This window comes from Pseudocitrobacter sp. 2023LY-00077, assembly GCF_055796175.1.
This window is the reverse complement of the sequence record NZ_JBSPEI010000038.1, coordinates 1-7801: the sequence shown is the minus strand read 5'-3', so window position 1 is coordinate 7801 and position 7801 is coordinate 1. Positions and strand designations below refer to the sequence as shown.

General features: G+C 51.8%; 10 protein-coding genes and 1 pseudogene. 3 read left to right on the top strand and 8 right to left on the bottom strand.

The genetic code is table 11. From position 1 onward, the window contains the following. Together ACWWFX_RS24750 and ACWWFX_RS24745 are read right to left on the bottom strand one after the other, a co-directional pair. Positions 1-298, bottom strand: a 298-nt coding sequence (locus ACWWFX_RS24750) for a DNA-binding protein (protein ID WP_473225041.1), incomplete at its 3' end; no start/stop codon positions are given. Position 299: 1 nt separating this feature from the next. Next, on the bottom strand, positions 300-527 hold the full coding sequence (locus ACWWFX_RS24745; RefSeq protein WP_473225040.1) for a helix-turn-helix domain-containing protein: 228 nt from the start codon (positions 525-527) through the stop codon (positions 300-302). 150 nt (positions 528-677) lie between these two features. Here ACWWFX_RS24745 and ACWWFX_RS24740 point away from each other — a divergent pair, with 150 nt between their 5' ends. After that, positions 678-1337 carry a helix-turn-helix domain-containing protein gene (locus ACWWFX_RS24740; RefSeq protein ID WP_473225039.1) on the top strand — a complete coding sequence of 220 codons (660 nt, stop codon included), beginning with the start codon at positions 678-680 and terminating at the stop codon, positions 1335-1337. Between the two features lie 234 nt (positions 1338-1571). Here ACWWFX_RS24740 and ACWWFX_RS24735 read toward each other — a convergent pair. Beyond that, positions 1572-3065, bottom strand: a pseudogene (locus ACWWFX_RS24735) (portal protein); the annotation flags it as partial. Between the two features lie 14 nt (positions 3066-3079). Then, on the bottom strand, positions 3080-3286 hold the full coding sequence (locus tag ACWWFX_RS24730) for a hypothetical protein (protein WP_414137706.1): 207 nt from the start codon (positions 3284-3286) through the stop codon (positions 3080-3082). A gap of 765 nt (positions 3287-4051) precedes the next feature. On the opposite strand from ACWWFX_RS24730, the gene ACWWFX_RS24725 reads away from it, so the two are divergent. After that, positions 4052-4438, top strand: coding sequence for a hypothetical protein (locus ACWWFX_RS24725; protein WP_473225038.1), 387 nt, complete (start codon positions 4052-4054; stop codon positions 4436-4438). Between the two features lie 89 nt (positions 4439-4527). Here ACWWFX_RS24725 and ACWWFX_RS24720 read toward each other — a convergent pair whose 3' ends face one another. Next, positions 4528-6003, bottom strand: a complete 1476-nt coding sequence (locus ACWWFX_RS24720) for a terminase (protein ID WP_473225037.1) — start codon at positions 6001-6003, stop codon at positions 4528-4530. After that, the gene (locus tag ACWWFX_RS24715; protein ID WP_473225036.1) at positions 6000-6593 is read right to left on the bottom strand and encodes a terminase small subunit; all 594 of its coding nucleotides are present in this window, start codon (positions 6591-6593) and stop codon (positions 6000-6002) included. The genes ACWWFX_RS24720 and ACWWFX_RS24715 overlap by 4 nt, the downstream gene beginning before the upstream one ends. Positions 6594-6648: 55 nt before the next feature. On the opposite strand from ACWWFX_RS24715, the gene ACWWFX_RS24710 reads away from it, so the two are divergent. Then, complete coding sequence (locus tag ACWWFX_RS24710) at positions 6649-6780, top strand: hypothetical protein (protein ID WP_473225035.1); 132 nt, start codon at positions 6649-6651, stop codon at positions 6778-6780. A gap of 278 nt (positions 6781-7058) precedes the next feature. Here ACWWFX_RS24710 and ACWWFX_RS24705 read toward each other — a convergent pair whose 3' ends face one another. Both ACWWFX_RS24705 and ACWWFX_RS24700 read right to left on the bottom strand, forming a co-directional pair. Next, positions 7059-7397: a hypothetical protein gene (locus ACWWFX_RS24705; protein WP_473225034.1), complete on the bottom strand. Its 339-nt coding sequence runs from the start codon at positions 7395-7397 to the stop codon at positions 7059-7061. Beyond that, on the bottom strand, positions 7390-7801 hold a 412-nt coding region (locus ACWWFX_RS24700), incomplete at its 5' end, for a DUF551 domain-containing protein (protein ID WP_473225033.1). The genes ACWWFX_RS24705 and ACWWFX_RS24700, both read right to left, overlap by 8 nt.

The window sequence follows — 7801 nt, the reverse complement described above, 5'->3', positions numbered from 1 at the left end:
CCGGGCACTGGCGCAGCAACGTAAGTTCATCACGAGAAGTAGTGACCTCACGCTTCGGCATAGCAGGTGTAGATGCACAACCGCTTTGCTTAAGCACCTCGCGGTAATGGCGGGCTTTGACTATTTCGCGTGCCTGTTCAGGGAGACAATCGACGTGATATTCGAAAGCCTTACTGCCAGCACGCTTGCGAACCAGTTCAGGGGAGTTGCCTGCACTTTTTTTAAGGCTGTATCTCAGTCCTTGCTGAGTTGTTGGCAATCCGGGGACACCAACTAATTCGTTAACAGTCACGAACATGTCACAGGTCCTTGTTGTAACGGCTTGGCCAGATTAATGCCGGTTCTAAATTGAGAGCATTCGCTATGATGCGCTCACCCTTGGGATAAGAACGTGCCAGCGCATTTTTCAGCGTGTCGGGTTTGAGTCCCGCGCTGGCGGAAAGGCCGCGCATAGTGACGCCACGCTTATGGAGTTCGGCGACAATATCAATGCGATGCCAGTCACGCTGTACTTCATTTCTTTCCATACTTCGATTACCCTAAAAAGTTAACCGTGCGGATAATCCGTGCGGGTTATCCGTTGGGATAAGTATTGATCCACTTGTGATACAAGTAAAGCAAAAAAACCTCTTTCTTTTGTCTTTATGAGTTTGCGGCTTGTCTTCATGAGTACAATCATGAAAATCAATTGGTTACAGGAAAAGAAAATGAAACAGGAAAAAGAAAGTAGTTTTGCTATTGGTGATGACGGGAAAGAAAGTATTGCCTCACGTCTTCGAATGCTTATAGGGCAGCGGACGGTGCGTTCAGCAGCTGCAGATTGGGGCTTGGCATTTTCGACACTGAATAACTACCTCACCCGTGGAACTGAGCCATCACTCAATGTGGCAGTAAAGATATCACATGTGGAAGGCGTGCCCGTTGAATGGCTTGCTACCGGAATATGTTTTGATGAAGCGCATACAGGAAAGCTGGATAGTGCAGAGGCGCTTAAGCTGAAAGATAACGGATCAACTTATGTCGCATTTACAGGCTCACCTGCGCCATCGTCAAAACAGAACGATGAACATTTATATGTGGCTTGGTCAATGATTTACGAAGCTTTATCGCCTCAGCAAAGAGCGAATCTCATTAACCTGTTTATGAAAATCGGTGCAAATGGAGTGATAGAAAAACTCTCCGAAGAGAATGAGCGTGATTCAGCCTGGGAGACGTTGTCCACTGAGGATAAGGAAAGATTAATACGCCTGAATGAGCAACTGAAAAAAGGGACATTTACGACTGGTGAGGACACATCGAAGCCAGGCCTAGCTGAAAACGACAAGAAGGCCGGGTAGGCACGAGTTACTCTCTTATGTACTCCCTGGCTTTACAGGACCTTGTCTGACATCAAACTATGTTTAAACCGTATTTAAACCAGATCTAAACACTAACAAACAAATGCAAAATTAAACGCAAAAATAGCTATTTTTTGTCATTTTCATTTTTGTAGTGCAAAACCTTAAAATCTCCCCAACCCCGCTGTTCATCAGCCTTTCCGACAATCTTCCCCATACCCCTCACAGTGCAGAAACGATCACCGCCCCACATACGCCGGACATTTCAGAGAACGCGTCGATAGCCTGATCCACGTCGAGCTTGTCGAGAGCTTCAGGTTTGAACTGTGCCAGTTGACTGATGAATCCAACGGTCTGAGACAGGCTGGTGAGGCCGATAGATTTCTGCGCCTGCGCCATAACGGAGATGTATTCGATGCGCAGCGGCATCCCCTGCATTACGTCAGGTGGCTGCGGAAGCATGTTCTTGCGCACCATAATGGAGAACACGCGGTCGATAAGCGGATTCAGCGCCTCATCGTTCAGGCGCTCAAGCACCGGGCCCAGCATCAGAAGCTTCTCTTCCTTCATTTCGATCACTGCTTCCACCGGCATAGAACGGGTGTTGATGTTTTGCAGCATCATGAAGAGGTCGACAAAGTAGGCGCTGTTGATGGTCTGGCGAGTGTCCTGAATGTCAGCCAGCAGGTCGGCGGTATTTGGGTTAACCAGATATGCAGGTTTGAATCCGTCCTGCCCGGTCATTACGTCGAGGTAAGTCACATCACCAGGCAGCAGAGAAACGCGCTGATTTTTAAGTTGTGATGGAGCAACCATCGGCGGGTTAGTGGCTTTATCGATCAGTTGTGCTTTACGGATCTGTTCTTTCTGCAAAGCCTTAACCTGACCAAGCGCCAGCATGCCCGGACAGGAGGACGCATAAACGTCTTCGCCGTTAACCTCCCAGCGTGGCGCCAGGATAGGGAATTCATCAAAGCCAGATTCACGCAGCAGTTTGTCGGCGTCGCCGCCAGTCTCGAAATAAACAGAGCGGAACGGCTTGTTCTTGCTGTCCAGCTTGCCGCTGTCGCGGTTGATATTTGGCGTGATGCAGTGGTTTACCTCGATCCACGCTTCATACGTACCATTTGCCCATATCCCCTGCACTGACTGGCTTACGTTATCCAGACCGAATTCCTGCACCAGCTGGCGCACAGTCATGGAGAACTGTCGGAATGATGTGTCGACGCTGCCGCGCGGGCTGTTCGCCAGGTAGTAACTGCCAATCGGGAAAGGCATTGTGCGGATCACGTCCTGGTCATCTTCGAGCACAGCCATTGCGGCGGTACCGAAAGTACCAAGACTGGCATACATGACAGGCAATGACTGGTACAGATTCGACTTGTTGAACACCTCGTTCATGCGGCGCTGTACGATTTCCAGCCAGACTTTCACCGGGCCGTAATCCATCATATCCGGATCAGGTGTTGCCAGTTTGAACCACGGACGCGCCGGGCTGGTGATACCAGACATCATGCCGCTGGCCAGAATGCGCTGAGCCAGTGAACCAGTAGGATCGACAATCTTGGTGTTACGACGGTCATCACGGTTAACGTCAGACGTCAGGAAGCGGGAACCGCGCGGATTGATAAAGTCGCTCAGGTCGCGCCAGTGCGGCTCGAACGATGTGCGCTCATTCTTCAGCTGTGCAAGCTGCTTCAGCAGCCGCTCTTTTTCGGTTTCCGCCATCTCTTCAGACTCCGTTACTGACCGAGAAGCGTTTTACCGCTGGTATTGGCGGCGGAAGTATCGCCCTGGGCACCGGTGAGCATTGTCGAGTTGCGACCTGCTGCGGCACGGCGGCGGCGTTCTTCATCGTCACGCGCACTAACCACGGCTGCATCCTGCTCCTGCGGTGCTGCCTGGACTTCTGGCGTTGCTGGCACTGATGGCTTGCTGCCGATACACATAGCTGATGCTCCGTACGCAATTAAATTATTACCAATTTAACCACATATGATTTATTTAGCGTAGGATATTGACACAAATAGATGTAGATATTACCTTTTAGGTAATTGATGTGACGTAGTGAGCAGTTCGCCATCTGGCACATGTGGCGTAGCGGTCCGGGAGTTCCTTGCTAAATGACTTCCCGGGTAGCCGGAATGTGCAAGCCGTCTCAGCACTTCGGACTAGGGCGACTCACCATCGTGGCGATACGGTGTGACACCTCGGAAGAGACGAGGATGCCGGAGTAGCGCAGATAGACGTTGGCATTAAAAGTAAAGGCGCTGGATAAGCTGGGCATCATCCCAGCACACAACGATGAGAGCTTTTCAGGCACCACCTTTTGCATTCCACCTGAATGAGTGCAACTGGCAGGAAAGTTCTCAGCGTTGTGGCAATTGCGGCTATGCGCACGCGACGAAGCCAAATCATTCAACTTTAAAAATGAATGTTTTCTTGATGGTGTAACGTCGCCGGAACTGGCTGAACCGGCAGGTGGAGGCACCACCGCCACAATCTCATCACGCCTTAGGACCGTGATACTCAGTACCATTGCTGTGTAGTTATTGGCGGTGGCGATAGTTCTCCCACTTATCGACCACCGCCCTTTTTACAGCAGAGCGCCATCTCGATGACGTTGTTCTGTAAAACCCGTGACAGCCAAGGAAGGCACCCTCATTGCTTCCAGTTCGCCCGGTTCGTCCGGGCATTTTTTTAAGGTGATAACCATGAACGAACAAGCGAATAAAATTCTCGTGGACCTACTGCAAAAGGCCAGTAATGGTATAGATTCAGCCGTTAGCTTTAGCCAGGCCCAAATTCCTGATGTAGTGCATCAACTATTGCTTTGGAACGCTGCTTCATCTGCGCTCTTTCAGGCGTTTATTCTGGCATTTCTTTCCTTCTACGCATGGTCATCTGTTAAAGCGATAAAAAAGGTAGCTAATGGACCTCTTGACGATGCAGGCGATACCATTTGTATTTTGTGGACAGTTTTTGGTGGTGTTGCTGGTTTAATTTTGTTCATATGTTTCTGGTTTAATTTTGATTGGCTGAAGATTTGGATCGCGCCAAAGCTCTACCTTATCGAGTACGCAGCATCTCTGGTTAAGTAACACCGTGACATGTCACAATCAGCCCGCCGATGCGCGGGCTTTGCTTTATCCCCACCAGCGGATATTGCCACCATTATCCCCAGTAGCGGTTAAGCATATGGATCGTAATCGGTCAGCGCCTTACCTTGTTGGTTATGCTGCCCAGGTATCCGAATACGCTTTGCAACCGGGAATGCAAACGTCAACAGCAGGCCATCTCCTTTGCCAGGAGAGCGCCCTAACCGCTCTTTGATATCTTCCTTCGGCTCAATGACGATTTTCCCGTCCACACGCACCTTGTACTCGGCAGCAGAAAGGTCGTCCGCTGTTTCCTGGTCATCCAGCATGCCGCCAATTTTTAGCCATGTCTTACAGGCATTGAACATCTCGCCGCGCTTGTTGAGCATCTGCGGGTCTGTCGAGCCGCCGCCGAACGGGATTAATTGCCATGTCCTGCCCCAGCCGTCACCGATTGATTTCAACCCGGTGCCGTAACCAAAGTCGATGAATACCGCGTCAGCCTGGTACTGGTCTTCAAAGTCTGCGATACGCTTCGCCATAATCAGATCGTCGGTGGTCTTATTGCCGGTCCAGAGCACTTTGCTGTGCAGCCCCTGACGGAGGTAAATCACCGCATCATCCACGCCGGAGTATGCCGGGTCGACACCGATAATCACCGGCGCATGCGCCACCTGTGCGGATGTCACCACCCGTTTCATGGCGGCATCAGTCAGGCCGGTAGGGATAAACTGAAGTTCAGATGCGTCAGGGAAGATCCCGCGCACACGGACCTTCACGAAGTCGCTATCCTCGCCGTAGTCGTCCACCCATTTCTGCAACTGCTGTTTATTCGTTCCTTCCACGGTGCGGCTGTCAATCTGCGCGCACTTCCAGCGGTGTTTATATTTGCGGAAGCATTCACGGAAACGCCCGGTGTTTCGTGTCGGGTTCCCGAACGCCACCCAGATAATTTCTGTGTCTTCGTCAGTCAGCGCGCCTTCGGCAACCTCCCACACCAGATCCGCGATATTCGATGCTTCGTCGAATACCACGATGATGCGCTTACGCTCGTTGTGCAGCCCGGCGAATGCCTCGGTGTTGTGCTCAGACCACGGAATTGCATCAGCGCGCCAGCGCTTATCGTGCCCTGAGTCGTTGCTGTACATCGCGGTAGCTGTGCAGGTGAACCACTCTTTCGTGATAGCCAGGTTCGACCATTTGATTATTTCCGGCCAGGTCTTGGTGCGCAACTGGTTGTCGGTGTTGGCGGTCACCACCACCTTGCAGTCTTCACAGGTGGACATGCCCCAGTTGATGAGCATCGAGATGAAAGCAGATTTGCCGATACCGTGCCCGGATGCGCGGGCGAGCATCAGCGGCTGGTGTCGGGTAGCTGGATTCTGGAGGTGATCGCGTATCTCGCGGAACGCGTCAGCCTGCCATTTACGCGGCCCGGTGGCGTGTGCCAGCTCGGTGCCATCCTCGCCCCACGGAAACGCATACAGCGCGTAGCCCAGCGGGTCATACGTGAACGAGGCAATATCCTCGACGAGTTGCTCTTCCGGCGACATGGCTGCGGCTGTCATTCTTCACCACCAGCCAACTCTTTGACGCGGCGACGCGCTTTCGCCATTTTATCTGCAATGGTGACTGTGCCGGAAACCTCCAGGCGTTCTTTGAACGCGTTGACGTCGACGTGCTTACCAATTAGCTCGAGGTTCTTCACCTTGTCCGGCCATTTGATTTTTTTGAGGATGGTCTCTATCGCGTCCTCGTTCATGTTCATAATGGTCGATGAAAGGTCAAATCCGCTTAGCGTGGTACGCCAGATTTTCGGCCACTCGCGGATAGGCTTCAGGCTGCCGTCATCGTTCAGGATGTCGATAACATCCATCTGGTCGATCTCCACCAGGCGCATGAGGACGTAATCAGCACTGACGCGATTCCGCTTGTTGCGTTCCTCCATCAACTCGGCAATCCGTTTCTGTATTCTTTCATCGCGCATCATCACGCTGGCTTTGACGGCTGCCGTATTAGGCGAAAATCCTGCGTCAATCGCAGCCTGTGACTGATTTTCAGGTGACTTAATGTAGGACTGGCAGTAAGCCTCCTGCATCGCTGTAAGAGGCTTATACTGCGTTGATTTGCGTTTGTGTGGTTTTAGTTCCGCTGGCATTGGTTACCACCAAAGTAATAATTACCATTTTGGTAATACTAACATGGTGGCAAGGATGTTACATAACTGGAATGTCATCATGATCTGCGCCGGATGCGCGATTGATAATAAACGTCACGACACCAGCAACGGTAACATCATCCAGAGCGTCACCCTCGATTGCCTCGCCGTCATCCGTTATCAGTGATTCGCCCATGACTCTGGCGAAATGACTTTTACCGCAAAGGTCAATTAACACGAGGTCGCGAGGCTTTGGTCGCATAGACCTGTTGATTACCGCGCACCCTGATGTTGTTTCGATAACCAGGCTGTTTGCGCTTATCTGGCAGATAGTATCGATGCTTAACGTGCGGACTGTATAGTCAGCCGCCGGAGATGGAAAACCCATGATGGAACCCCGCATAAAAACACTGTACATTTAAACAGTATAATCATGCGGCGAATTAGTCAATATACCGTGACATGTCACACAGCTAATTTTGTTTCGTGCCAGCCGCGCGTAACCCAGCATTGCGAATCACCGTCGCACGGGCACGAATCAACCGGCAGTGAATCACCGCATTTCCCGCAGCGGTTGGCGCTGATGGACTTGATGCGACCACGAGCGCGGGCATCATCCTGGCGGATCAGCAACGCAATGTACTCACCCATTTCATACGGCGCACGACCAGGGCGCCGGGCGGCGCAGTTCCGCTCCAGCATTTCCAGTTCCTGCGCGTCGAGGCGCAACTCAACCTTGCGATTACCGTCGGCAGACTGGCGGGCACGCTGCGCGGCTTTGCGTTCTGCTGCTGTCTTAGCCATTTGGAACCTCATTCTTAACGCACTCAACAATTCTTGCGTTACTTGATGATCGTCCGCGTAATAATTCAGCGGCCTCCTGCTGCGGTGCTGCTGGCAGTGGCATCCAGTGGGTGACAATGGCCTTCTCGCAACTACCAGGAGAAGAACTGTTATTCTCCGCTACAAAACCACCCATCGTTAGCCATCCCTCAAACCCAAACTCTTTACCTGATACCTCAGGTATGCTGCCAAAACACCATACAGGCGTGTGCGTTTCCGGCATTCGCTCGCTGCAATTAATCCAACCATCCGGAATTGCCGGAGAGTTGCCAGCCTGAAGCATGGCGGTGCGGCAGGCGTCATACGATTCACGCATCGCATCTTTGACCCAACCGAGTGGTTTGTTGCCGCGAATTTCCAGCCAT

Coding starts and splice junctions, on each gene's coding strand:
- ACWWFX_RS24730 (WP_414137706.1), bottom strand. CDS start 3,286: ATGTGTATCGGCAGCAAGCCATCAGTGCCAGCAACGCCAGAAGTCCAG.
- ACWWFX_RS24705 (WP_473225034.1), bottom strand. CDS start 7,397: ATGGCTAAGACAGCAGCAGAACGCAAAGCCGCGCAGCGTGCCCGCCAG.
- ACWWFX_RS24725 (WP_473225038.1), top strand. CDS start 4,052: ATGAACGAACAAGCGAATAAAATTCTCGTGGACCTACTGCAAAAGGCC.
- ACWWFX_RS24745 (WP_473225040.1), bottom strand. CDS start 527: ATGGAAAGAAATGAAGTACAGCGTGACTGGCATCGCATTGATATTGTC.
- ACWWFX_RS24715 (WP_473225036.1), bottom strand. CDS start 6,593: ATGCCAGCGGAACTAAAACCACACAAACGCAAATCAACGCAGTATAAG.
- ACWWFX_RS24710 (WP_473225035.1), top strand. CDS start 6,649: ATGTTACATAACTGGAATGTCATCATGATCTGCGCCGGATGCGCGATT.
- ACWWFX_RS24740 (WP_473225039.1), top strand. CDS start 678: ATGAAAATCAATTGGTTACAGGAAAAGAAAATGAAACAGGAAAAAGAA.
- ACWWFX_RS24720 (WP_473225037.1), bottom strand. CDS start 6,003: ATGACAGCCGCAGCCATGTCGCCGGAAGAGCAACTCGTCGAGGATATT.